22 protein-coding genes are annotated in these 24,162 nt (G+C 68.6%); 11 read left to right on the top strand and 11 right to left on the bottom strand.

Going from position 1 to position 24,162, the window contains the following annotated elements; genetic code table 11:
- Window position 1 precedes the first annotated feature (1 nt).
- The 4 genes from MRBLMI13_RS09460 to MRBLMI13_RS09475 all read right to left on the bottom strand — a co-directional run bounded on the left by MRBLMI13_RS09460 (window position 2) and on the right by MRBLMI13_RS09475 (window position 5,414).
- Window positions 2–1,018: an ABC transporter ATP-binding protein gene (locus MRBLMI13_RS09460; RefSeq protein WP_367822070.1), complete on the bottom strand. Its 1,017-nt coding sequence runs from the start codon at window positions 1,016–1,018 to the stop codon at window positions 2–4.
- A gap of 41 nt (window positions 1,019–1,059) precedes the next feature.
- The gene (locus MRBLMI13_RS09465) at window positions 1,060–2,133 is read right to left on the bottom strand and encodes an extracellular solute-binding protein (RefSeq protein ID WP_367822072.1); all 1,074 of its coding nucleotides are present in this window, start codon (window positions 2,131–2,133) and stop codon (window positions 1,060–1,062) included.
- A 542-nt stretch (window positions 2,134–2,675) separates the two neighbouring features.
- Window positions 2,676–4,382 (bottom strand): dipeptide ABC transporter ATP-binding protein, encoded by a 1,707-nt coding sequence (locus MRBLMI13_RS09470; protein WP_367822074.1) that lies wholly within the window; start codon window positions 4,380–4,382, stop codon window positions 2,676–2,678.
- 123 nt (window positions 4,383–4,505) lie between these two features.
- On the bottom strand, window positions 4,506–5,414 hold the full coding sequence (locus tag MRBLMI13_RS09475; RefSeq protein WP_367822076.1) for a LysR family transcriptional regulator: 909 nt from the start codon (window positions 5,412–5,414) through the stop codon (window positions 4,506–4,508).
- A gap of 133 nt (window positions 5,415–5,547) precedes the next feature.
- On the opposite strand from MRBLMI13_RS09475, the gene MRBLMI13_RS09480 reads away from it, so the two are divergent.
- Together MRBLMI13_RS09480 and MRBLMI13_RS09485 are read left to right on the top strand one after the other, a co-directional pair.
- The gene (locus MRBLMI13_RS09480; RefSeq protein ID WP_367822078.1) at window positions 5,548–6,861 is read left to right on the top strand and encodes a glucarate dehydratase family protein; all 1,314 of its coding nucleotides are present in this window, start codon (window positions 5,548–5,550) and stop codon (window positions 6,859–6,861) included.
- Window positions 6,858–7,865 (top strand): 2-hydroxyacid dehydrogenase, encoded by a 1,008-nt coding sequence (locus tag MRBLMI13_RS09485; protein ID WP_367822080.1) that lies wholly within the window; start codon window positions 6,858–6,860, stop codon window positions 7,863–7,865. The genes MRBLMI13_RS09480 and MRBLMI13_RS09485 overlap by 4 nt, the downstream gene beginning before the upstream one ends.
- 59 nt (window positions 7,866–7,924) lie before the next feature.
- Here the strand turns inward: MRBLMI13_RS09485 and MRBLMI13_RS09490 are convergent, their stop codons facing one another.
- Genes MRBLMI13_RS09490 through MRBLMI13_RS09505 form a run of 4 tightly spaced genes read right to left on the bottom strand, consistent with a single transcriptional unit; the run spans window position 7,925 to window position 12,212 of the window.
- Window positions 7,925–8,650, bottom strand: coding sequence for a sulfite exporter TauE/SafE family protein (locus tag MRBLMI13_RS09490; RefSeq protein ID WP_367822082.1), 726 nt, complete (start codon window positions 8,648–8,650; stop codon window positions 7,925–7,927).
- A 7-nt stretch (window positions 8,651–8,657) separates the two neighbouring features.
- A complete protein-coding gene (locus MRBLMI13_RS09495; protein ID WP_367822084.1) occupies window positions 8,658–9,626 on the bottom strand; it encodes an ABC transporter permease in 969 nt (322 codons plus the stop codon).
- Entirely contained in the window at window positions 9,619–10,608 is a 990-nt protein-coding gene (locus MRBLMI13_RS09500; RefSeq protein WP_079112023.1) for an ABC transporter permease, read from the bottom strand. Before MRBLMI13_RS09500 ends, MRBLMI13_RS09495 begins: the two co-directional genes overlap by 8 nt.
- 35 nt (window positions 10,609–10,643) lie before the next feature.
- A complete protein-coding gene (locus tag MRBLMI13_RS09505) occupies window positions 10,644–12,212 on the bottom strand; it encodes an ABC transporter substrate-binding protein (protein ID WP_367822086.1) in 1,569 nt (522 codons plus the stop codon).
- A 260-nt stretch (window positions 12,213–12,472) separates the two neighbouring features.
- Here MRBLMI13_RS09505 and MRBLMI13_RS09510 point away from each other — a divergent pair, with 260 nt between their 5' ends.
- The 4 genes from MRBLMI13_RS09510 to MRBLMI13_RS09525 all read left to right on the top strand — a co-directional run bounded on the left by MRBLMI13_RS09510 (window position 12,473) and on the right by MRBLMI13_RS09525 (window position 17,456).
- A complete protein-coding gene (locus tag MRBLMI13_RS09510; RefSeq protein WP_367822088.1) occupies window positions 12,473–13,450 on the top strand; it encodes a 2-hydroxyacid dehydrogenase in 978 nt (325 codons plus the stop codon).
- A 116-nt stretch (window positions 13,451–13,566) separates the two neighbouring features.
- Window positions 13,567–14,502, top strand: a complete 936-nt coding sequence (locus MRBLMI13_RS09515; RefSeq protein ID WP_367822090.1) for a 5-dehydro-4-deoxyglucarate dehydratase — start codon at window positions 13,567–13,569, stop codon at window positions 14,500–14,502.
- A 48-nt stretch (window positions 14,503–14,550) separates the two neighbouring features.
- Complete coding sequence (locus MRBLMI13_RS09520) at window positions 14,551–16,137, top strand: aldehyde dehydrogenase (NADP(+)) (RefSeq protein ID WP_367822092.1); 1,587 nt, start codon at window positions 14,551–14,553, stop codon at window positions 16,135–16,137.
- A complete protein-coding gene (locus MRBLMI13_RS09525; protein WP_367822094.1) occupies window positions 16,134–17,456 on the top strand; it encodes an enolase C-terminal domain-like protein in 1,323 nt (440 codons plus the stop codon). The genes MRBLMI13_RS09520 and MRBLMI13_RS09525 overlap by 4 nt, the downstream gene beginning before the upstream one ends.
- Before the next feature lie 141 nt (window positions 17,457–17,597).
- On the opposite strand, the gene MRBLMI13_RS09530 is transcribed toward MRBLMI13_RS09525, so the two are convergent.
- The gene (locus MRBLMI13_RS09530) at window positions 17,598–19,100 is read right to left on the bottom strand and encodes a SulP family inorganic anion transporter (protein WP_367822096.1); all 1,503 of its coding nucleotides are present in this window, start codon (window positions 19,098–19,100) and stop codon (window positions 17,598–17,600) included.
- Window positions 19,101–19,287: 187 nt separating this feature from the next.
- Here MRBLMI13_RS09530 and MRBLMI13_RS09535 point away from each other — a divergent pair, with 187 nt between their 5' ends.
- From MRBLMI13_RS09535 to panB, 5 genes are all read left to right on the top strand, one after another.
- Window positions 19,288–19,758, top strand: coding sequence for a hypothetical protein (locus MRBLMI13_RS09535; protein WP_367822098.1), 471 nt, complete (start codon window positions 19,288–19,290; stop codon window positions 19,756–19,758).
- Window positions 19,759–19,998: 240 nt separating this feature from the next.
- Window positions 19,999–20,790 carry a DUF2520 domain-containing protein gene (locus MRBLMI13_RS09540; RefSeq protein ID WP_367822100.1) on the top strand — a complete coding sequence of 264 codons (792 nt, stop codon included), beginning with the start codon at window positions 19,999–20,001 and terminating at the stop codon, window positions 20,788–20,790.
- Window positions 20,787–21,698, top strand: coding sequence for a pantoate--beta-alanine ligase (gene panC / locus MRBLMI13_RS09545; RefSeq protein ID WP_367822102.1), 912 nt, complete (start codon window positions 20,787–20,789; stop codon window positions 21,696–21,698). Before MRBLMI13_RS09540 ends, panC begins: the two co-directional genes overlap by 4 nt.
- Window positions 21,698–22,084 (top strand): aspartate 1-decarboxylase, encoded by a 387-nt coding sequence (gene panD, locus MRBLMI13_RS09550; RefSeq protein ID WP_056375323.1) that lies wholly within the window; start codon window positions 21,698–21,700, stop codon window positions 22,082–22,084. The genes panC and panD overlap by 1 nt, the downstream gene beginning before the upstream one ends.
- Window positions 22,081–22,950: a 3-methyl-2-oxobutanoate hydroxymethyltransferase gene (panB, locus tag MRBLMI13_RS09555; RefSeq protein WP_367822104.1), complete on the top strand. Its 870-nt coding sequence runs from the start codon at window positions 22,081–22,083 to the stop codon at window positions 22,948–22,950. Before panD ends, panB begins: the two co-directional genes overlap by 4 nt.
- A gap of 57 nt (window positions 22,951–23,007) precedes the next feature.
- Here the strand turns inward: panB and MRBLMI13_RS09560 are convergent, their stop codons facing one another.
- On the bottom strand, window positions 23,008–23,211 hold the full coding sequence (locus MRBLMI13_RS09560) for a helix-turn-helix domain-containing protein (RefSeq protein WP_367822106.1): 204 nt from the start codon (window positions 23,209–23,211) through the stop codon (window positions 23,008–23,010).
- A complete protein-coding gene (locus MRBLMI13_RS09565; protein WP_367822109.1) occupies window positions 23,211–23,699 on the bottom strand; it encodes a DUF2975 domain-containing protein in 489 nt (162 codons plus the stop codon). Before MRBLMI13_RS09565 ends, MRBLMI13_RS09560 begins: the two co-directional genes overlap by 1 nt.
- Window positions 23,700–24,162: the final 463 nt, after the last annotated feature.

The raw sequence follows: 24,162 nt of genomic DNA on the forward strand, positions 1-24,162 counted from the left end.
GTCACGCCGCCGGGTACTGCAGGATCCAGCGGGGGTCGACGTCGACGCGCACCGCGTCGCCCGGGTTCCACTGGCGGGCGCTCGCCGCGGCGGGCACGCTGACGCGCAGCGCGGCATCCTCTGCCGTCACCGTGTAGACGCTGTGGCTGCCGTGGTACGTGCGGTCGACGATGGTGCCAGCGAGGGAGGCGGATGCCGCAGAGACCTCGTCCGCTTCGGCAAGGTGCAGCTTCTCGGGCCGCACATAGCTCTCTGCCGTGGCATCCAGTCCGCCGCCGAGGCTCGTGATCTGCGCCGGGCTGAGACGGTTGTTCTCGCCGATGAACCGGCAGACGAACGGCGTCGCGCTGCGGTCGTAGATCTCCTCGGGAGTGCCGACCTGCTGCAGCGTGCCGGCGTCGAGCACGGCGATGCGGTCGCTGAGGGTGAGCGCCTCTTCTTGATCGTGCGTGACATAGACCGTGGTCACGCCGACCTCGCGCTGCAGCTCTTTCAGCTGCTCACGCAGCTGCACGCGCAGCTTCGCGTCGAGGTTCGACAGCGGCTCGTCGAGCAGCAGGATGCTGGGGGTCAGCGCGAGCGCGCGGGCGATCGCCACGCGCTGCTGCTGCCCACCCGAGAGCTCCGACACGTTCTTCTCTAGCTGGGACTGCGCGAGCCCGGTGCGGTCGGCGATCTCGTCGACGCGGCGGCGCTGGTCGGCCTTCGACGTCTTCTGGACAGAGAGGCCGAACGCGATGTTCTCGCGCACGTTCATGCTCGGGAACAGCGCGTAGTTCTGGAACACCATGCCCACGCCGCGCTTCTCGCTCGGCACGCGCGTGACGTCGCGCCCGCCGATCAGGATGCGCCCGCCGGTCGGCTCGACGAATCCGGCGAGTGTGCGGAGGGCCGTGGTCTTGCCGCATCCGGACGGACCCAGGAGGGTGAAGAACTCACCCTCCCGGATCTCCAGATCGAGGTGCGAGACCGCATGGTGATCGCCGAACGCGACCTCGACATCTTCGAAACGGATCATGCTGTCTTTCCGGCTAGGTGGTGAAGAGGGGTTCGGTTCGATCAGCCGATGTACTCGAGCGTGACCTTCTCGACCCACGCGCCGAGGTTCTCGCTCACGAAGCCGAAGTCGATGTCCTGACGGTCGAGCGTGCCCATGAGCTCGACGACCTCGGGGTTGGCCTGCTCGACCGCGCCCTCGTTGACGGGCATCGAGTTGAACTCGGCGGCGAACTCACCCTGCACCTCGGCGCTGCCGAACCAGTCGATGAACTCCTGCGCCTTGTCCTCGTTGCCGGTGCCGTTGATCTGCGCGATCTGCTCGGTGACATACGGCACGCCGTAGTCGGGAACGATCATGCCGGTCTTGGTGCCGTACTCCTCGTCACGGGCGGCGATGCCGCTCGAGGGGAGCACGCCGTAGTCGATCTCGTCACGCGTGATGCGGGCATAGAGATCGGTGCCCTCGACCGCGGGCGAGCCGTTGGCGTAGTACGCCTTCACGAGGTCCCATCCCTCATCGCTGACGCCGAGGTCGCCGTCTTCGTCGAGGTGACGCGACAGGATGCTGGCGAGCACGAGCTGCGGGGTGGCCTGGCCGAGTGCCGGGTTGACCTCGTAGCGACCCGCGTACTTCTCGGTCCAGAGGTCCTCCTCGTCGGAGGGGGCGTCGGTGGTCGTGTTCTCGTCGTAGACGGTGACGATGGCCTGCTCGACGAGCGGCCAGAAGGCGCCGTCGGCCGGGTCTCCCGCGTCGGCGGGAACCTCTCCGCTCCACTCGGGCTCGTAGGCGGTGATCGCCTCTTCGGCCTTGAGCTGCTCGAAGAACATGTTGTTCAGACCGAACACGACGTCGCCGACGGGGTTGTTCTTCTCGGCGATGATGCGGTTGGTGAGGTCGGCGCCGCCGAGGCCCACGATCTCGATGTCGATGCCGGCATCCGCTGCCTTCTCGGTGATCCACTCACCGCGGCCGTCGCTGTTCGAGTTGGTGTAGACGATGAGGGTCGCATCCGACCCGCCGTCGCTCGAGCCGCCGTCGGTCTCGGTGCTGCTGCCTGCGCAGCCGGTCAGGGTCACGGCCGCCACCGCAGCGATTCCCAGGAGAGACCAGCGCTTCTTTCGGATGTCGACCATGGTCGCCTTTCTCGTCATCGAGGTATGTCTGATCTGACTTTACCCCGGAGTTGTGGTTTATGTACAACGATCTGTCTGTTTCTTAGCCGCGTTCGCGCGACCGCACTCAAGATAGGCGGCGGAGGTGAACGCACGGGGAGTGCGAAGTGAACGTTGCGCCGTGCGATGGGTGCGTTTCGTCTCGCTCGGCTTCGCCGTGCTCGCTCAACGACCGAGGGGTATGCCGTTCGATGGGTGCGTTTCGTCTCGCTCGGCTTCGCCGTGCTCGCTCAACGACCGGGTATGCCGTTCGTTGAGCGAAGACGACGAAGTCGCCTGAGACGAAACGTGGTGGGCCGGTGTGGGGTGCGTTTCGTCTCGCTCGGCTTCGCCGTGCTCGCTCAACGACCGGGGGGGGCGACGACGGCTCGCTCAACGACCGGGGGTATGCCGTTCGTTGAGCGAAGACGACGAAGTCGACTGAGACGAAACGTGGTGGGCCGATGCGGGGGCGTGTCGTCTCGCTCGGCTCCGCCGTGCTCGCTCAACGACCGGGGACCGCGTCAGGCGGAGAACGCGGGCACGGCCTCGATCAGCATGCGGGTGTACTCCTCCTGCGGAGCCGTGAAGATCTGCGTCGCGTCACCGCACTCGACGAGTTTTCCGTTCTTGAGAACCGCGACGCGGTCGGCCGTCTCGGCGACGACTCCGAGGTCGTGCGTGATGAAGAGGTAGGTCAGCTCGCGCTCGCGCTGCAGTTCGTCGAGTAGCGCGAGGATCTGCGCCTGCACCGACACGTCGAGCGCCGAGACCGCCTCGTCGAGCACGAGGAACTCGGGATCGAGCGCGAGGGCGCGGGCGATCGCCACGCGCTGTCGCTGGCCGCCGGAGAGCTCGTCGGGGAAGCGGCCGAGCATCCCGTCGGGGAGAGCGACCTGCTCCGACAGCTCGAGAGCGCGCTTCGATCGAGACTGTCGATCGCCCTCGCCGAACGACAGCAGCGGCTCGGTGATGAGCTGCTCGATCGTCATGCGCGGGTTCAGCGAGTCGAACGGGCTCTGGTAGACCATCTGGAACCGCCGCCGCAGCTGACGCAGCTTCTCGCCCTTGAGGTGGGTGATGTCCTCGCCGGCGAAGGAGATCGATCCCGACGTCGGCTCCTCGAGGCGCAGCACGAGTCGCGCGAGCGTGCTCTTGCCCGATCCGGATTCGCCCACGACGGCGAGCGTCTCACCGCGGCGCACCTCGAGTGAGACGGCGTCGACGGCCGTGAGCGTGCGGCGGTCGCCTGCGCTTTTGGGCAGCGGGAAGATCTTGGTCAGCTCGGTCACCCGCACGATCGGCTCTCCGCCGAACTCGATGCGGGCCGTGGTCGATGCGGTCCGCCGCTCGTGCGCGCTCAACCGGGGCGCTGCGGCGATGAGCTTGCGCGTGTACTCGTGCGTCGGGGCGTTCATCACCTGCTCTGCCGGCCCGGAGTCGACGATCTCGCCCTGCTTCATGACGATGACCCGGTCGGCCCGTTCGGCCGCCATCCCCAAGTCGTGGGTGATGAGCAGGATCGCCGTTCCGAGCTCTCGCGTCAGGTCCGCGAGGTGGTCGAGGATCTGCTTCTGCACCGTCACATCGAGAGCGCTCGTGGGCTCATCGGCGATGATCAGGCTCGGCTGCGCGGCCAGTGCCCCCGCGATCAGCGCGCGCTGCTTCATGCCACCCGAGAACTGATGCGGGTACTGCTTCGCCCGCTCGGCCGGATACGTCAGCCCTGCCATCTCGAGCAGTTCGACCGCGCGATCGTGAGCGTCGTGCTTCGTCGCGAGTCCGTGCACGAGCAGTGGCTCCGCCACCTGCACGCCCACGCGCCGCACGGGATTGAGGGACAGCGCCGGATCCTGCGGCACCAGCCCGATCAGGCGTCCGCGGATGCTGCGCCAGCGGCGTTCGCTCAGTGGGATGAGGTCTTCGCCCTCGAACTCGATGCGCCCGCTCACCACTTCGGCGTTGGGAGCGAGAAGATTCATGATCGACTGCGCGACGGTGCTCTTGCCCGAGCCCGACTCGCCCACGATCGCGACCACCTCGCCGCGACCCACGCTCAGGTCGACGCCCCGCACCGCATCGACCTCGCGGTCGCCGATCCGGTAGGCGACGCGCAGGTCTTCGACACGCAGGATGTCGTCACGCGCGGCGGGTTGCCCGCTGGGCGTCGGGTTCACGGACTCGCCGAGTCGAGCGGACTCATCGGCGGTCGCGGCGACGTCGTTCGGCATGCGTCCTCCTCGTCGAGCACGGGTCGTGCCATCAGCACTGATCATCTTCCGTTCACGCTAGGCGTGCGGATTCATCCTGATCAAGCCCTACATCGGCATTGGGCTATGCGCTCGCTGCATCGATCACGCGGAGTCATCCACCTCGTCGACCAGGCTCAGCAGTCGTTCGACGAGCGGATTGTGAGACTCCGCGTTCCACGCGATGTCGAGTTCGACGCTGTTCACCCGCGACGACGGATCGGCGTCGCTGATCGGCAGCAGCGTCACCGAGTCGGGGGAGATTCGCTCGGCGGACTCCGGCACCAGCGTGAACCCGATGCCGGCGCTGACCATCGCGAGCAGCGCGGGCACCTGCCCGGCGTACTGCACGATGTGCGGATGCACCCCGCTCGCCACGAACATCGACAGCAGCAGGTCGTGGAAGTACCGTGCGCCGCTCGGCGAGTACATGAGCAGCGACTCGTCTTTGAGGTCGATGAGCTTCAGCGGCTCGCCGCGCTGCGCGAGGGCCGAATCGCTCGGAAGAGCCAACGACAGGCGCTCGCGGTAGACCGCGCGACTGCTGATCTGCGGTCGGGCGAGCAGCGGCCGCATCAGGCCGATGTCGACCGTGCCCTTCTCGAGCTCCTCCACCTGGTCGAGGGAGACGAGCTCGCGCAGCAGCAGTGTGACACCCGGCAGTTCGGCTGACGCACGGCGCAGCAGATCGGGCACGACCGCCTGGCCCGCCATCGCCGTGTACGCGATCGTGACGGTGCCGGCCGCGCCCTCGCCGACGGAGCGCACATCCGAGACGGCCTTCGCCGCGAGGTCGAGGAGGCGGCGCGCGTTGGGAAGCAGCGCGCGCCCGGCCTGGGTCAGCGCCACACGACGACTGGTGCGGTCGAACAGCCTGGTCGAGAGCTCGCGCTCGAGCTGTTGGATCTGACGACTGAGTGGCGGCTGGGTCATCTTCAGCCGTGTCGCCGCCGCCCCGAAGTGCAGTTCCTCGGCCACGGCGATGAAGCATTCGAGCTGTACCAGCGAGATCATCGATCCACTCCCGACATCAATCAGTGCGACTTTTGGTTTGTCTGCGCATCTGTCCCCACCATAGTGTCGGAGAAACTCGATGACGCGGAATCCGCTGATGCGGAGTCCCCGGAGTCTCACCAACGGAGGCGTGATGTCCGAAGAGCTCCTGCTGTCTGTCCCTGCTGCCACGCGGCTGGCCGAGAACGCGGTGCGGTCCGTCCGCATCACGCCCGTGGCCTTCCACGACCCGCCCTTGCTCAACACCGTCGGCGTGCACGAGCCCCTGGCGCTGCGCGCCATCGTTCAGGTGATCACCGAGTCGGGGGTCGTCGGGCTCGGCGAGACCTATGGCGACAGTGCGCACCTGCAGCGGATGAAGGTCGCCGCCGACGCGGTGCTCGGATGCGACGTGTTCGCGACCAATGATCTGCGCGCGCGGGTCGAACGCAGCGTGGCCGGCGACGGCATCCGCGGTGGGCACGGCATGTCGGGCATGGTCACGGGCACCAGCACGGGCGACCGCGTGCTCTCGCCGTTCGATGTCGCCACCGTCGACATCCGCGGAAAGATGCTCGGGGTGCCGGCCAGCGAGCTGCTGGGCGGGCGCGTGCGCGATGCCGTGCCGTTCAGCGGCTACCTCTTCTACAAGTGGGCGGGTCATCCGGGAGGGTCCGTCGACGAGTGGGGCGAAGCCCTCACGCCCGAGGGGATCGTCGCGCAGGCGCGGCGCATCGTCGACACCTACGGTTTCACAGCGCTCAAGCTCAAGGCCGGGGTCTTCGCGCCCGACGACGAGATCGCGGCGATCCTCGCGCTGCGCGAGGAGTTTCCCGATCACCCGCTGCGCATCGATCCGAACGGTGCCTGGACCGTCGAGACCTCGCTGCGGGTCGCCGACGCGCTGAAGGACGTGCTCGAATACCTCGAAGACCCCACCCCGGGCCTTGCGGGCATGGCCGAGGTGCGCCGCCACACGGATCTGCCGCTCGCGACCAACATGTGCGTCGTGGCGTTCTCGCACATCCCCGAGGCGGTGCGTCTCGGCGCGATCGACATCGTGCTCTCCGACCACCACTTCTGGGGAGGGCTCGAGCGCTCGCGCCTGCTCGCCGGGTTCGCCGAGACTCTCGGGTGGGGGCTCTCGATGCACTCGAACTCGCACCTCGGCATCAGCCTTGCCGCGATGACCCACCTGGCCGCGGCCACTCCCGGCGTCGGATACGCATGCGACACGCACTGGCCCTGGAAGCGTGAAGACGAGGACGTCATCGCGCCGGGCGCGCTGAGCTTCGTCGACGGGTCGCTGGCGGTGCCGACCGCACCGGGCCTCGGCGTCGACCTCGACCCCGAGGCGCTGGCGCGGCTGCATCGGCAGTACCTCGACGGCGGCATCCGCGAGCGCGACGACACCGGCTACATGCAGCGGGTCGACCCCGGATACGTGCTGGAAAGTCCCCGCTGGTGATCGCGGCGAGCCGTCCGTTGCGCATCGCGGTCACCGACGCGATCATGTCGGCGTTCTCCGACGATCTGCGCCGCACCGAGCGGCCGCACGAGTGGGTGTTCGCCGATCCTGGTGTGCCCGGCTCCGCGCGCGCCGCGATCGACGGTGCCGACGTGGTGATCTGCTCGCGGCTCACCACCGACGACATGGCCGGCGCCGATCACGTGCGGCTCGTGCATGCGACGGGTGCCGGAGTCGACCGGATCGATGCCGAAGCCGTGCCCGATGGTGTGCCGCTGTGCAACACCGGTCATCACGGCCCCGCGATCGCCGAGCACGTGATCATGACGGCGCTCATGCTGCGCCGTCGAGCGCTCGAGGCCGACGCCGAGATGCGCCGGGGAGAGTGGCGCACGATCGCCACCGTGCCGGGCTCTCCTCCGACGGGCGTGCCGTACCACCGATCGCTTGCCGGCAGCACCCTGGGGCTCATCGGCTATGGCGAGATCGGCCGCTCCGTCGCCCACCTCGCGAAGGCGTTCGGGATGCGCGTGGTCGCCCTGCGCCGGCATCCGGACGCGGGCGGACCCGGCACCGAGCTGCTCGATCGCGTGTACGGCGAAGAGCAGCTGCATCCGCTGCTGCGCGAGAGCGATGTGGTCGTCGTCACCGCACCCCTCACCGAGAGCACGCGCGGGATGATCGATGCCGACGCGCTCGCGCAGCTGCACGCCGACGCGCTGATCGTCAACGTCGCCCGTGGCGCGCTCATCGACGAGGACGCCCTGTACGCAGCCCTCGCAGAGAAACGCATCGGAGGGGCGGCGATCGACGTGTGGTGGGATGCGCCGCAGGGCGCCGAGGCGCCTCCTGTCGTGCAGAGGTTCGCCGCGCTCGACCGGGTGGTGCTGACCCCGCACCACTCGGGTCACGCCAGCGAGGTCTTCACCGCGCGCGCCGCCGACATCGCACGCAACATCGACCTGCTCGACGCCGGTCTTCCCCTCGAGCGTCAGGTGCGCTGAGCACGAGGATCGAGCTCGCTGAGCAGGAGGACTGAGGCGCTGAGCGCCTCGGCATCCGGTCAGAACATCTCGACCAGGCGGGTGACGATCAGCGTCACGGCGCCGAGAGCGGACGCCCCGAGGGCGATCGCTCGCGTACGCCGCCGATTGAGGAACCTGTTCACGAACCGCGACAGCACCACGCCGCCCACGGCGAATGGCGCCATCCAGGCGGCGGTGGCGAGCGCATGCGTCGGCACCGCGCCCCACAGGAACAGGGCCACGAGCGACAGCGACGACCCGACGAGGAAGAACGCCGACATCGTGCCACGCAGCCGTGGCCCCTCTGACCCCTGCCAGATGATCGCCATCGGTGTGCCGCCCACAGACGTCGTCGTGCCCATGAGGCCCGACAGCGCCCCCGCCACCGCCTGCGTCGTCCTGGTCACCCGCGGGTGCCAGCCGCGCAGCGACATGACGACCCCCAGCAGCACGACGCCGGCGACCGCCCACGACAGCGCGGTCGCCGACATGACGGCGACGAGGCCCGCGCCGACGACGGTTCCCGGCACGCGGCCTGCCAGCGCCCAGCCGGCCCCTCGCAGGTCGAGCGCTGCGCGATCCATCACCACCACGATCAGCGTCACGACCATCGCCAGCATGATCACGAGCACCGGCAGCAGCGTGGCGTCGATGAGGGCGATGAACGGGGCAGCCAGCATGCCCATGCCGAATCCGATCGAGCCCTGCATGCAGGCGGCGGCGAGGATCACCGCACCCAGCAGCGTGAACTCGAGGACCGTCACCAGGGGCTCAGCGGCGCGCGGCGATCGAGCCGATCACGCGACGACGCTTCTTGCTCTGCAGGCGCCAGCGCTGGCCCGGATCGGTCGCGAGACGCAGCCACGCGGCCAGCACGTTGGCGCAGACCGTGGTGATCACGATCGCAAGACCCGGGAGCACCGACTGCCACCACGCCTCGGCGAGGTACTGGCGCCCCTGCGAGACCATGAGGCCCCAGCTGACGTCGGGCGGCTGGATGCCGATGCCGAGGAAGCTCAGCGAGGACTCGGCCAGCATCACGTAGCAGAACTCGAGCGTGGCGAGCGTGACGAGAGTCGGCAGCACGTTCGGGACGATGTGACGGAAGACGATGGCGCGATTCGTGGCTCCGAAGTTCGTCGCGGCATCGACGAACATCCGGGAGCGCAGCTCGGCAGCATCCGCTCGCGCGGTGCGCAGGTAGAGAGGGATGCGTGTGATCGCGAGCACGAGCACGATGTTCGCCGCGCTCGGGTTGAAGACGTAGAGGATCACGACCGCGAGCAGCAGCGAGGGGAAGCTCATGATGACGTCGGCGATGCGCATCGACACCGACTCGCGCCATCCGCGGTGGAATCCGGCCCACATGCCCCAGATCGATCCGACGATCGCAGAGACGACCACGGCCGCGGCGGCGACACCCAGGGTGGTGCCTGCCGCGGTGACGATGCGGGCGAGCAGGCTGCGTCCCAGCGAGTCGCTGCCGAGTGCGTACTCCCAGCCGAGCTGGAAGCTGAACGGCGGCATGTTGCGCGCCCCGAGGTCCTGCCGCTGCGCGATCTCGCCGAACAGCGGGGGACCGACGATCGCGGTGAGCACGATGAACGCGAGGATGATGGCGGCGGATGCGGCGACCTTGTCCTTCCACAGCAGCTGCCAGAGGTTGGCGCGGCCGGACGACCGTGCTCCGCGCGCCTTCTGAGTGAGGACGGTGACTGTCGATGCGTTGTTGTCAGACATTCGTCAGCACCTCTGCCTTCGTGTCGGAGAGCGCCCCCGGGCCGCGACGACGGGCGCGAGAGCCGGACGTCGGCCTGACTCGCGGGTCGAGGAGTGCATAACCGAGGTCGATGATGATGTTCAGGGCGAAGATCGCCAGTGCTGTGATCAGCACCGCGGCCTGCAGCACCGCGAAGTCGCGCTGCAGGATCGAGTCGATCATGAGCTTGCCGATGCCGGGCCAGCCGAAGATCGACTCGACGACCACGGCGCCGTTGATGAGGCCGACGGTCAGGTCGCCTGCCACGGTGAGGGCGGGGGCTGCGGCGTTGCGCAGCGCATGCTTCGAGACGATGTGCATCTGCCCTGCACCGCGGCTGCGGGCGACCTGGATGTAGGGCTGACCCAACACCGTCACCATCGACCCGCGCACGACCTGGGCGAGCACTCCGACCGGCCGCAGCATGAGCGTCGCGACCGGGAGGATCCAGACGAGCGCTCCGTCGGTGCCGGAGGTCGGCAGCCAGCCCAGCGTGATCGCGAAGATCCAGATGCCGAGGATGGCCACCCAGAAGTCGGGCACGCTCGCCGCCGTCATCGAGAAGAAGCTCACGATGCGGTCGGCGATGCCGTTCGGCTTCAGCGATGCCCAGCTGCCGAGCGCCACGGCGATGACGATCGCCAGGATCATCGTGACCGCGGCGAGCTGCAGGGTGGCGGGGAAGGCGCGCAGCGCCATCTCGGCCGCGGGTTCACCGGTGCGCAGCGACTGACCGAAGTCGAGCTGCAGGACTCCGAGGAAGTAATCGCCCATCTGCTTCCACAGCGGCTGGTCGAAGCCGTTGCGGGCCGCGAAGTCCTCGCGCATCTGATCGGTCGCGTTCAGCGGCAGGTACAGCTGCGACGGATCGCCGGTGAGGCGGGCGAGCACGAAGACACCCAGGACGACTGCGATCAGCGGCAGCGCGCTCTGCAGGATTCGTTTTCTCAGGTAGGTCCACATGGTTGCCCGCCTCTCACTCTCACTCTCGCTCGCGGTCAGCCCGCGAGCGAGACCTCCTTGATGCGCAGCTCGTCGCCGGTCGACGAGTTGGGCTCGTAGGTCACCCGGTCGGCGAGACCGAGCATGACCGTCTGGTGCGCGATCGGGGCCAGGGCCACGACGTTCTCACGCTCGTAGGCGAAGACCTCTTCGTACGCGGCCTGGCGCTCGTCGCCGGTGAGGGTCCGCGCGGTGGTGATGAGCTCGTCCAGGGCCGGGTCGCCGAACTCGGCCTGTGCTCCGCCCGTGAGCATGTACTGTTCGACCGTGAACTGCGCGTCACCTGCCTGGTTTCCGTGCTGGATGAGCATCGAGATCGGACCCTCGTTCGTGACGAACGGACTCAGCTGGTACTGCAGGTGCTGAGTGGTGTCGACCATGCGCAGCTCGACGTTCAGCCCCGCGGCCGCCAACTGCTCGCGCAGCACCTCGCCCAGTTCGCTGACCTTCGGGAACTGCGCGGTGCGCACCGGCATGAGGATCTTCGTGTCGACCGCGACGCCGTCGGCCGCAGCCTCCTCGACCAGGGCCTTCGCCTTCTCGGGGTCGTACTCCCACGGCTCGAGGTCGGCGTTGAACCCGACGATGCCCTCGGGGATCAGCTGCGCGGCCACCTTGTCGCCATCGGGGTAGAGCGACGAGACGATGCCCTCGCGATCGATGGCGTAGTTGATCGCCTGACGGATGCGGATGTCGTCGAGCGGAGCCGTCTCGCCCGAGAAGCGCAGGGCGATCGTCTCGTTGTTCGGGTAGCTCACGCCCAGGTCTCCGATGCCGTCCTCAGCACTGAGGCCGAGGGCGATGTCGGCTTCGCCGCTGGTGATCATCGCGGCACGGACGGTGCCCTCGGAGCGCCACTGGTACTCGACGTCGGCGAACTGCGGGGCGTCGCCCCAGTAGTCGTCGTTGCGCTCGAGCGTCAGCTTCGTGCCGGCCTGCCACTCGCCGATCGCGTAGGGGCCGGTGCCGACCGGCTCGCGCACGAACTCGGTGTTCGAGGTCTCGGGCGAGACGATCTCGATGAACGACAGCTTCAGGGGGAGGATCGGGTCGGGGCTCGGGGTGGTGACCGTGAGCGTGGTGGCGTCGGTCGCCTCGACCTCGAGGTCGTCGTCGCCGAAGATGTAGCCCTCGACGTTGCAGCCGAGGTCACCGTTCACGGCGCGATCGATGGAGTAGGCGGCTGCCTCGGCATCGAACGGCGTGCCGTCCTGGAAGGTGACGTCATCGCGGACGGTGAACGTCCACTCCGTGTCGCCGGTCTGCTCCCACTCGGTGGCCAGCAACGGTTCGAGCTCGCCCGTCGAGGGGTTGCGCTCGACCAGCGGCTCGGTGACCGTGCTGCGCACGACGACGCCGGTGGAGGTGAGGTTGGCGTCGCACGCCTCGAGGGTCGGGGGCTCCTGCGTGAGTACGACGCGGAGGGTGTCGCCCGTGCCGCCCTCGCCGCCGCCTTCCGACTCCGAGTTGGCGACGGAGCACGAAGCCAGCAGTGCGATCGATGCGATTCCGGCAGTGACCGCGGCTGCCCGGGTGCCTCTGCGTCGGGGGGAAGAAAGCTTCATCGGGTTCCTCCAGGTAGGGGACGGCCGCGGCCCTCGTTGGCTGTCGGCCCGTTGTGAATGTCGCAGACCGCCTCCCGAGCGTCAACAGGTGCGAAGGCCGCACCGGCGGCCGGTGCCGAGGGCCGGTGCCGTGCGGCATCCGTCGGCCGAGTCGCGATCCGCGAGATTACGCCGGTCTCACCCCATAGATGCTGGCGGCGCATCAATCCATGCAACTTCGCTTATGGAACTGCATCGTTGGCCGGACGTAGTCTCGCGCCATGATCAACTCTCCCGAAACCTCCGCTCCGTTCGCTCCCGGCTCCGTCGCTCAGGCGGGGCCGCTGCTCGATTCTCTCGAGCGGACGCTGCAGGACGAGTACTCCGTGGTGCGCCTGCCCGACGACCTCGCGGCCCTCGACCCGACGGATGCCGCGAAGGTGCGCGCCGTCGTCACGAGCGGTCGCAACGGCGTTCCCTCCGAGCTGATGGCCGCCCTCCCGAACCTCGAGATCGTGACCAACTTCGGCGTCGGATACGACACGACGGATGTCGCCCAGGCGGTCGCCCGCGGCATCCGGGTGACCCACACGCCCGACGTTCTCACGGACTGCGTCGCCGACACGGCGCTCGGGCTCATGCTCGATGTCTTCCGCCGGTTCGGCGCCTCCGAGCGGTTCCTGCGCGACGGCGCGTGGGAGTCGGGAGGGTTTCCGCTCACGCGTCGTTTCTCGGGCAGCACGGTCGGCGTGCTCGGCCTCGGCCGCATCGGGCAGGCGATCGCCAGACGCGCCGCCGCCTTCGACACGACGATCCTGTACACGACCCGACGTCCTGTCGAGGGCGTGCCGTGGGAGCACGTGGCATCGGCCGTCGACCTCGCGCGCCGATCGGACGTCGTGGTCATCGCGGTTCCCGGTGGGGCGGCGACCGAGAACCTCGTGGATGCCGAGGTGATCGACGCGCTCGGACCCGACGGCTTCCTGGTGAACATCGCACGCGGCTCGGTCGTCGATGAGGATGCACTGATCGCCGCTCTCGAGGACGGTCGGATCGCGGGAGCCGGCCTCGACGTGTTCGCGCACGAGCCGGACGTGCCCGCGCGGCTCATCCGCGATGACGTGACGCTGCTGCCCCACGTCGGCAGCGGCACGCATGAGACGAGGCTCGACATGCGAGACCTCACACTCGCGAACCTCCGGGCCCACCTCGACGGTCGGCCGCTGCCGACACCGGTGCCGGAGATGTCGGGACTCTGATGCAGACGGCGCATTGATCCATCCACCATTTGGTTTGTAGGCGCATCGTTTCACGCATAGCGTGACGATTGTTCAGATCCGAGCCGGATACCGGCGCGACACCCCAGGAGTGCACCGTGGCACGATTCACGCCCACCGAGCTGGCCGACCACCTTCGCGACGGTCTTCTCTCGTTCCCCGCGACGGCGTTCACGCCGGAGCTCGAATTCGACGAGAAGCGCTACCGCGAGCACGTGGAATGGCAGGCGAGCTTCGGGGTGGCCGGTCTCTTCGCCGCCGGTGGCACCGGCGAGGGGTTCAGTCTCGATGCGGCCGAGTCCGCAGCGGTCGTCCGCGCGGCCGTGCAGTCGTCGCGACCCGAGGTTCCGGTGCTCGCCTCGGCCGGCGGCTGGACCCGGCACGCGATCGCGAACGCCCGGGCGGCCGAGGAGGCCGGCGCGGAGGGGATCCTCGTGCTGCCCCCCTACCTCACCGAGTGCGACCAGGCGGGTCTCGTCGAGCACGTCTCGGCGATCGCCGCGGCTACGAAGCTCGCGATCATCGTCTACAACCGCGGCAACGCCATCTACTCGGCCGAGACGATGGCGATCCTCGCCGAACGGCACGAGAACGTCGTCGGGTTCAAGGACGCGACGGGCGACATCGAGCACCTGGCATCGGTCTACGTGCGCAACGGTGAGCGCCTGTTCTACCTGGGCGGTCTGCCCACCGCAGAGACCTACGCGCTGCCGCTGCTGCAGATGGGCATGAGCACGTACTCGTCGGCGATGTTCAACTTCGTCCCCGAGTTCGCGCTCGAGTTCTACCGCGATGTGCGCGCTCAGGACCGTGCCGCGGTGACCGAGAAGCTGGGGCGCTTCGTGCTGCCGTACATCGCGATCCGCAACCGCGGGAAGGGATTCGGCGTCTCGATCGTCAAAGCGGGTCTCCGTCTGACCGGACACGGCGTCGGTCCCGTCCGCCCGCCGCTGCACGACCTGTCGGCGCAGGACGACGCCGATCTGGCGCAGCTTCTCGAGCGCGCCGGCCTGCTCGCCGCCGTTCCCGCCTGACCTCGCCGATCCTCTCGGCGCCACCGCCGTCGACTCAAGGAGTGTGACATGACCACCGCCATCCTCACCGGGCATTCGTCGATCGCCGGACGTTCGGTGCCAGGCACCGGCACCGCGCTGTACGCCATCGCCCCGGCCACCGACGAGCAGCTCGAGCCCCCCTACTCGCAGATCGACGTCGAGCAGCTCCGCGCGGCGACCGCCGCCGCGGCCGAGGCCTTCACGTCGTTCTCCCGACTCGCCCCCGACGCTCACGCGGCGTTCCTCGAATCGATCGCCGACGAGATCGACGCGATCGGCGACACGCTGATCGAGCGGGCGATGCAGGAGACCGGGTTGCCGCAGGCGCGACTCCTCGGTGAGCGTGCTCGGACCACCGGGCAGCTGCGGCTGTTCGCCGACGTCGTGCGTGCCGGAGAGCACCGCGGCGTGCGGATCGACCCGGCGCAGCCGGACCGCACACCTCTTCCGCGCGTCGACATCCGCCAGCGCAAGATCGCGCTCGGGCCGGTGGCCGTGTTCGGGGCGTCGAACTTCCCGCTCGCGTTCTCGACTGCCGGGGGAGACACCGCATCTGCGTTGGCCGCCGGGTGCCCGGTCGTGTTCAAGGCGCACAGCTCGCATCCCGGCACGAGCGAGCTCGTCGCATCGGCGATCGCACGCGCCATCGACGCGCACGGACTGCATCCCGGAGTGTTCTCGCACATCTTCGGCCCGGGACGCAGCGTCGGCCAGGCGCTCGTCGCCGACCCCGACATCCACGCCGTCGGGTTCACCGGATCACGCGAGGGCGGTCTCGCGCTCGTACGCACGGCACAGGCGCGGCCGGTGCCGATTCCCGTCTACGCCGAGATGAGCTCGGTGAACCCGGTGTTCATCCTGCCGGGGGCCCTGCACGGCGATGTCGAGGCGCTCGCTGCGGGGTACGTGCAGAGTGCGACGGGGTCGAGCGGGCAGCTTTGCACGCAGCCCGGTGTCGTCTTCGTCCCTCGTGGCGCCAAGGGCGAGGCGTTCCTGCGGGCCGTGTCGGAATCCCTGCGTGCGGCCACAGGGCAGACCATGCTCTCGCCGAGCATCGCGCACGCGTGGCGCGACGGTGTCGCGACCAGAGACGAGAACGCCGAGGTGCTCGCGCGGGGAACCGACGGCGAGGGGCCGCACGCTCCGGCGCCGGTGATCCACGCCGCCGAGCTCTCGTCGTTCGAAGAGAATCCCGTGCTGAACGAGGAGATCTTCGGGGCCGCGTCCCTGGTGGTGCGCTACGGCGACGCCGCCGAGCTGGTGGAGGCCGCCTCACGGCTCGAGGGTCAGCTGACCGCCACGCTGCAGCTGAGCGCCGATGATCATGAGCTCGCCGCCGCGCTCCTTCCGGTGCTCGAGCGCAAGGTCGGGCGCATCCTCGCGAACGGATGGCCCACCGGGGTCGAGGTCGGGCACGCGATGGTGCACGGGGGCCCGTTCCCCGCCACCAGCGACTCGCGCACGACGAGCGTCGGAAGCCTCGCGATCGAGCGCTTCCTGCGCCCGGTGGCGTATCAGAACATCCCCGACGGGCTGCTCCCCGAGGTGCTGCGCGACGCCAACCCCTGGCACGTGTCGCGTCTCGTCGACGGGCGGCGCGAGGTGTCGGCATGACCTCCGTGCCCACGATCGAGAGGATCGAGGTCGTCCCGGTCGCCGGGCACGACTCGATGCTGCTGAACCTCTCGGGCGCGCACGCGCCGTTCTTCACACGCAACATCGTCATCGCGACGGACTCGGACGGACGGGAGGGGCTCGGCGAGGTCCCCGGCGGCGAATCGATCCGCGGCACCATCGCCGAGGCCGCGGAGTTCCTCACGGGCCAGCCGGTCGGCCGATACCGCTCGCTGCTACGGGCGATCGCGACCCGCTTCGCCGACCGGGACGCGGGCGGTCGTGGGCTGCAGACGTTCGATCTGCGCACGACCGTGCACGCCGTCACCGGCATCGAGTCGGCGCTCCTCGATCTGCACGCCCAGCACCTCGGCGTGCCGGTCGCGGAGCTTCTCGGCGACGGCCAGCAGCGCGACAGCGTGCCGATGCTGGGGTATCTGTTCTTCATCGGCGATGCTGACCGCACCGACCTCCCCTATCTGCGCGAGAGCGGCGACGGGTGGGAGAGCGTGCGGCGCGAAGAGGCCATGACGGCCGATGGCATCGTGCGCCTGGCCGAAGCCGCGCAGATCCGCTACGGGTTCTCGGACTTCAAGCTCAAAGGCGGCGTGCTCGACGGCGAGGTCGAGGCCGACGTCGTCACCGCGCTCGCTGAACGGTTTCCCGAAGCGCGCATCACGCTCGACCCGAACGGCGGGTGGCTGCTCGAGGATGCGGTGCGCATCGGCCGCCGCCTGGCCGATGTGCTCGCCTACGCCGAGGATCCGTGCGGCGCGGAAGGCCGATTCTCGGGTCGAGAGGTGATGGCGGAGTTCCGTCGGCGCACCGGCCTGCGCACAGCGACGAACATGATCGCGACGGACTGGCGAGAGATGGCGCACGCGATCCGCTCCGACGCCGTCGACATCCCGCTCGCGGATCCGCATTTCTGGACCATGGCCGGTTCGGTGCGCGTGGCGCAGCTGTGCCACGACTTCGACCTGACGTGGGGGTCGCACTCGAACAACCACTTCGACATCTCGCTGGCGATGTTCACACAGGTCGGCGCAGCGGCGCCCGGCGAGATCACCGCACTCGACACGCATTGGATCTGGCAGGACGGCCAGCAGCTGACGGTCGATGCGCCCGAGATCCGAGACGGGGCGGTGCGAGTGCCCGACCGCCCGGGGCTCGGCGTGACGATCGACCGCGCTCGGCTCGCCGAGGCGCATGAGCTGTATGTCGAACACGGGCTGGGAGCCAGGGACGACGCCATCGGCATGCAGTACCTCGTGCCTGGCTGGGAGTTCGACAGCAAGCGGCCCTCTCTGGTGCGCTGAAAGGGCGCCTGTCGTTCGTTGAGCGAAGACGACGTAGTCGCCTGAGACGAAACGTGGTGGCCCGACGGACCCGGTGAGGTGCGTTTCGTCTCGCGCGGCTCCGCCGTGCTCGCTCAACGACCGGGGATGCTCGGCGCGGTGCTACTCGAACCCGCCGGTGAGCCTTCCCCGCATCCGCTGGCTGCTGTCGTTCATCCCGATGATCTCGACCGTCTTGCCGAGCGCGGTGTACTTCGTCTCGATCGCATCCAGAGCTGCGACCGTCGAGGCGTCCCAGATGTGCGATCCGGTGAGGTCGATGACGACGCGGTCGGGATCCTCCGGGTACGAGAACAGGGTCGTCAGGTCGTTGCTCGAGGCGAAGAACAGCTCGCCGGTCACCGTGTAGGTGACGGCGTCGCCGGCATCCGACAGGGTCCGGCTCACCGACACGAAATGCGCGACCCTCCGCACGAACAGCACCGACGCGACCAGCACTCCGCCGACGACGCCGACCGCGAGGTTGTGGGTGATGAGCACGAGCACGACGGTCGCCACCATCACGAACGTCTCGCTCTTCGGCATCCGCGTGAGGGTCGACGGCTTGACGCTGTGCCAGTCGAACGCTCCGATGGCGACCATGATCATCACGGCGACGAGGGCGGCCATGGGGATCGTGCTCACGAAGTCACCGAAGACGACGACCAGCAGGAACAGGAAGATGCCGGCGCAGAACGTCGAGATGCGGGTGCGCGCGCCCGAGGCCTTGACGCCGATCATGGTCTGGCCGATGACGGCGCATCCGCCCATGCCTCCGAAGGTTCCGGAGAGGATGTTCGCCACGCCCTGAGCCCACGACTCCCGCGTCTTGTTCGAGTGGGTGTCGGTGATCTCGTCGACGAGCTTGGCGGTGAGCAGCGACTCCATGAGTCCGACCAGCGCCACCCCGAGCGCGAACGGCGCGATGATCGTGAACGTCTCCCACGTCAGCGGCACGTTCGGGATGAACAGCTCGGGCAGGCTCTTGGGCAGCTCGCCCTGATCGCCGACCGTCGGCACCGTGATCGCGAACGCCATCACCACAGCGGTCACGATGATCACCGACACGAGCGGTGCCGGCACGATCGTGGTGATCTTCGGCATCACGATCATCACGACGATTCCCAGCGCGACCAGCGGGTAGACCAGCCACGGCGCATCGATCAGCTGCGGGAACTGCGAGCTGAACACGAAGATCGCCAGCGCGTTCACGAACCCGACCATGACGCTGCGGGGGATGAAGCGCATCAGCTTCGCGACCCCCAGCACCCCGAGGATCACCTGGAAGATGCCGGCGAGGATCACCGTCGCGATGAAGTAGTCCATCCCATACGTCGGCGCGACCGGGGCGATCACGAGCGCGACGGCTCCGGTCGCCGCGGTCACCATCGCCGGACGCCCACCGAGGAAGGCGATCGACACCGCCATGATGAACGACGAGAACAGTCCCACCTTCGGGTCGACGCCCGCGATCACCGAGAACGCGATCGCCTCGGGAATCAGCGCGAGACCCACGACCAGACCCGCGAGCACCTCGCGCGTCAGCATCCTCGGACTCTTCAGCGCTTCGAGGACCGTCGGGTTCGCCCGATAGCGGGCACGATCGTCGACCGCAGTTGCAGACATGGGGATGCTCCAGAGAAGGTGCCCGGGGGTGGGGCAGAACAGTTAAGGGTACGGCGGATGCGGGGGCCTGCCGTTCCCCGGTCGTTGAGCGAGGCCGGCGGAGCCGCCCGACACGAAACGCGGCAAGGACTCGTCACGGAGCAGGCCGCCCCTGTCCGGTGTCGGCGGCCGCGGATAGAGTGCGGTCATGGAATCCGTGCCGACCGACTTCTGGGGCGTCGTCGTGCCCTCGTGGCTCGGCGCCGTGGCATCCATCGCGGCGTCGACCGTCGCTGTCATCGCATTCATCAACAGCCTATGCGCGAAGGGCGGGGTGCGCGAGATCGGGGAGGCGCTCAACCGCGAGCCGACGGCACAGCCGGGTGGCCGCAGCCTCCGGGCGTCGTCGGTTGCCGAGCCGGAGCCGTGGATGTTCCGCAGCGATGGACGGGTCGGGAGCTTCCGCAACACGAGCGGGGAGGTTCTGACCGTGTCAGGCATCACGGCGACGGCCGGCATCGAGGCGGCGTTGAGTGAGCAGCTTCCGCTCGACGTGCCGCCGACGGCGTCGTTCGAGGTGCTTCTGGGTCGGACTCTGGGAGGTCCAGCGGTGCGCGGCGTCACGATCGAGTGGGTCCGCGAAGACGGTGAACTGCTCTCGCGCACGTACTACCTGTAACTCGGGACTGCGGCGTCGCAGCGTTCGGGGTGTCTCGTCTCGGGCGGCGTCGCCGACCTCGCTCAACGACCGGGCGGAAGTCGAGCCGAATCAATAAGCACGGCTCTTAGCGTGATAGTTGATGATTTATGCAACCCATGCAGACGAAACGGTGTGCACATCGCTCTCAGATTTTGCGCACACCCCGCCTCGGGCGGATACTCATCCCATCCGCGCCGCACGTCTCGGCCGGGAATCGACATGCACAGAACCCCTGCTCTCGCCCCTGACACGACCATCGCCATCGTCGGCGCCGGCCGTCTCGGCGGCGTACTCGCACGGGCGTTGCGTGCGGCAGGCCTTGTCGTCCGGGGGCCACTGCGCCGGGAGGACTCGATGCCGGATGCCGACATCGCGCTGCTCTGCGTCCCGGACTCCGCCATCGCAGCGGTGGCCTTCGCCGCCCGCCCCCACGCGCGGCTGGTGGCGCACGTGTCCGGTGCGACGCCGCTCACCGACGTCGACTTCAGCCTCCACCCGCTCCAGACCTTCGCCGGCAAGGAGACGAGCGAGGTCTTCCGCGGCATCGGCGTCGCCGTCGACGGGCGCACGCCCGAGGCGCTCGAGGTGGCTGAAGCGCTCGCGCGGGTGATCGGTGCGAACCCCTTCCACGTCGACGACGCCCACCGCGGGGAGTATCACGCCGCCGCATCCTTCGCCTCGAACTTCGTGCTGACCGTGCTCGATGCCGCTGAACACCTCGCGAAGGATGCAGGCGTCGACCGCGCCCACCTCGCACCACTCGTGCGACAGACGGTCGACAACTGGGCGGCGCGCGGCGCAGCATCCGCTCTCACCGGGCCGATCGCGCGCGGTGACGAGGCCACCGTGGCGCGGCAGCGCGCGGCATCCGGCGACTACCAAGACCTCTTCGACGCGCTCGCCACTGCGACCCGCGCGGTCGCCGGACGCGCGCCACATGCGACCGCCCACACGACCGCTGATCACGCGGCCACCCAACAGACCGCCGCCACCGAGGAGCCACAGGCATGAGAATCCTCCGCACGATCGCCGAGGTGCGAGCCGCGGTGCGCGACGCCAAGGCAGTGGGCCGGTCGGTCGGACTCGTGCCGACGATGGGCGCGTTCCATGAGGGGCACCTCTCGCTCATGCGGGCGGCGCGAACGGAGAACGACCTCGTCGTCGTCTCGCTGTTCGTCAATCCGACCCAGTTCGCCGCGAACGAAGACCTCAGCACCTACCCGCGCGATGAGGCCCGCGACGCCTCGCTCGCCGAGGCCGAGGGCGTCGACATCCTGTTCGCACCGGATCGGGCCGAGATCTACCCCGATGGGTTCGCCACGAACATCCACGTCGCGGGCATCACCGAGGTGCTCGACGGAGCGAGCCGCGGACCCCACCATTTCGACGGCGTCGCCACCGTCGTCACCAAGCTGTTCGGCATCGTCCAGCCCGACGTCGCCTATTTCGGTCAGAAGGATGCGCAGCAGGTGCTGGTCGTGCGCCGGGTCGTGCGCGACCTCGACCTCGACGTGCGCGTCGTGGCGTGCCCGATCGTGCGCGAAGCAGATGGGCTCGCGATGAGCTCGCGCAACGTCTACCTCGACGCGGATGCTCGCGCCCAGGCGACCGCGCTCAACCGCGCCCTCGATGCCGCCGACGCGGCGCACCGATCGGGGGAGCGCGACGGCGACAGCATCCTCTCGTCCGCCCACGCTGTGCTCTCGGCGGCCGGAATCGACGCCGAATACCTGGAACTCCGGGATGCCGAGACCCTGCGGCCGGTGGCGGTGGTCGACCGGGACGCGCTGTTCCTCGTCGCCGCGCGCGTCGGCGCTGCCCGACTGATCGACAACCACATGCTGACTCTCACCTCGACCACCGAGACCAGCGAGACCACCGAGACCAGCACGACCACCGACGGAAAGGGCGATGCCTGATGCGACGCACCATGCTGAAGTCGAAGATCCACCGCGCCACCGTCACGGGCAGTGACCTCCACTACGTCGGGTCGATCACCGTCGACCCCGACCTGCTCGAGGCCGCTGACATCCTGTCGCACGAGCAGGTGCACGTCGTCGACGTCGACAACGGCTCGCGCTTCGAGACGTACACGCTGGTCGGCGAACGTGGGTCCGGCGTCATCCAGGTCAACGGTGCCGCCGCCCGCCTCGTGCACACCGGCGACACGATCATCGTCATCTCCTATGCCGACTACTCGCCCGAAGACCTCGCCGACTACGAACCCGTCGTCGTGCACGTGGATGGGTCGAACGCCATCGTCCGCGTCGACGACGCCGTCGGTGAACTGGTGGCGACCCGATGAGCGCTCACGCCGCCCCGACCAAGCGCCTCACCCTGCGCGATCTCGACGTGAAGAAGCATGCCGGCGAACCCATCGTCATGGTCACCGCGTACGACTTTCCGAGCGCGCAGATCGTCGAGGAGGCCGGTGTCGACATGGTGCTCGTCGGCGACTCGGCCGCGATGACGGTGCTCGGCTATGACAGCACGGTGCCCGTCACGACCGACGAGATGCTGATGCTCACGAAGGCGGTGCGGCGAGGACTCACCACGCCGCTGCTCGTCGGCGATCTCCCCTTCGGGTCGTACGAGGCGTCGGACGAGATCGCCGTCGCGACCGCGCAGCGCTTCGTCAAAGAGGCGGGAGTCGACCTCGTCAAGATCGAACGCGGCGGCGCCACGGTCGATCGTGCCCGCGCGCTCGTGAATGCCGGAATCCCCGTCGTCGGGCACGTCGGACTGACGCCGCAGACAGCCACGTCGCTCGGCGGATACCGCGCGCAGGGACGCACCGCCGACGCCGCACTCACCGTCATCGACGATGCCCTCGCCCTGCAGGACGCCGGAGTCTCACTGATCGTCATCGAAGCCGTGCCGTCGGAGGTCACCGCGGCGCTCGCACCCCTGCTGCGCATTCCGCTGATCGGCATCGGAGCCGGAACGGATGCCGACGGCCAGGTGCTCGTCTTCCACGACCTGCTGGGGATCTATGCCGGCGGGGTCGCCAAGTTCGTCAAGCGCTATGCCGATGTGCGGTCTGTGTCTGTGGCCGGAGTCGCGGCGTATGCGAGCGAGGTGCGCGAAGGTGTGTACCCGGGGCCCGAGCACGGATACGGGATGGCCGAGGGCGAGGCCGAACGGCTGCGGGAGTTGCTCGCGGGGCGCTAGGCATCCGGCATCCGACGCTGCGCGTGCGTCGCATCCGCGTCGCAGGCCTCCCGACCCTCACGCTTCCCAGCGCAGGATGTCGCCCGGCTGACACTCCAAGACCTCGCACAGAGCGTCGAGGGTCGAGAAGCGCACGGCCTTCGCGCGCCCGTTCTTGAGCACAGCGAGGTTCGTGGGGGTGATGCCGATGCGCTCGGCCAGCTCGCCGACGCCGATCTTGCGCCGCGCCATCATCACGTCGATATCCACGACGACAGGCATCAGATCACCTCGTTGTCGAGCTCCGAGCGCAGCGACTGTGCTTCGGTGTCGCGCTCGATGGCCTGCCGCAGCAGCGCCTTCATGACGACGACCAGCAGGGCGATGCCGCCGAGCACGACACCCGCGCCGCCGATGAGCGCCACGAGGCCCGGCGCGGCCGAGCCCGGTGCGAGTATCGCCGCGAGGATCCAGGCGAGTGCCGCGGCCACGAGGATCGCTCCGATGATCACGTCGATGTAGCGGAACGACGAGGTCGAGAAGATCGATCCGCGGCGCACTTTCGTCAGCAGCATCCATACGCAGATGCCGAAGACCTGCAGGGTGCCGACGCCGAGAACCACGATCGATACGAAGGCGATCCGGCCCCACAGCTCTTCGGCCGCGAGGTCGATCCACAGCAGCGGCACGATGAGCGCCTGCACCGCCACGGATCCGATCAGCGCCAGCACGATCACGACCTTCAACACGACGATCGTCGCCTTCCCCATGACTCCACCTCTCATCGAGCAACAACAGAAATCTATCGTTAATCGTTCGATAGGGGAAGTCGGCGGATGCGGGTCGCGGCGCTTCGGGAGGAGATCCGCCCTTCGGGAGGAGAGATTCGCGCGAAGCCTCCTCCCGAGGCGCAGTTCTCCTCCGCAGCGGTTCTCCTCCCGAGGAGCAGGACTCCTCCCGAGGGAGTGGGGGCTTCGTGATGCGCGTCCTCCCGATGCGGGCTCCCGAAGGGGGTGTACGCCCCGCGGGGATGCGGCGCCTCGGGAGGAGATCTGCCCTTCGGGAGGAGGGATTCGCGCGAAGTCTCCTCCTCAGGAGCAGATCTCCTCCGCAGCGGTTCTCCTCCCGAGGAGCAGGACTCCTCCCGAGAGAGTGGGGGCTTCGTGATGCGCGTCCTCCCGATGCGGGCTCCCGAAGGGGGCTGTGAGCCCCGCGGGAACGCGGCGCCTCGGG

This window comes from Microbacterium sp. LMI13-1-1.1 (assembly GCF_040815625.1).
Lineage (GTDB): Bacteria > Actinomycetota > Actinomycetes > Actinomycetales > Microbacteriaceae > Microbacterium > Microbacterium forte.